Below are 570 nucleotides of genomic sequence, written 5' to 3' on the forward strand. Positions count from 1 at the left end.
CCTCGCGCTCGGGGTGGCCACATGACCGCCGCCCACCCGCGGCCCGGACCGCAGGCACCCGCCCGCTCCCTGCTCGCCCGCCGCAACCCCACGGTCAAGGCCGCGATCCTCCTGGCGGCGTCCCTCGCGACCCTCGGCTTCCTGGACCCCCGCCCCCTGCTCGTGCTCTGGGCGCTCGCGGTCGTGGCGGTCCTGGCGGCTGCCCGCCTGCCGGTGCGCACCCTGGTGCTCGGCCAGGTGCCGTTCGTGGTGTTCGGCGTGGGGCTCGTCGCGATCAACGCGCTGAGCCGCCCGGGCACCCCCGTGGTCCCGGGTGCGCCGGTCAGTGTCGAAGGGCTGACGATCGGCGTCGCCCTCGCGCTGCGCGGCCTCGTGATCGGCGTGCTCACCATCGGGTTCCTGGCCTCGACGCCGCCGCGCGACCTGATGGTCAGCCTTGTGCAGCACGCGCGACTCAGCCCGCGGTACGCCTACTCGGTGCTCGCCGGCCACCGCATGCTCGCGGCCATGCCGGCCCGGTGGGCCACCATCCGGGCGGCCCACGCGGTGCGCGCGCCCCTGCGCCGGGGC

1 protein-coding gene is annotated in these 570 nt (G+C 77.0%); it reads left to right on the forward strand.

The window, feature by feature from the left end:
• Positions 1-21: 21 nt before the first annotated feature.
• Positions 22-570, forward strand: a 549-nt coding sequence (locus tag PROKR_RS07430) for a CbiQ family ECF transporter T component (RefSeq protein ID WP_036961418.1), incomplete at its 3' end; no start/stop codon positions are given.

The organism is Promicromonospora kroppenstedtii DSM 19349, from assembly GCF_000515355.1.
GTDB classification, from domain to species: domain Bacteria; phylum Actinomycetota; class Actinomycetes; order Actinomycetales; family Cellulomonadaceae; genus Promicromonospora; species Promicromonospora kroppenstedtii.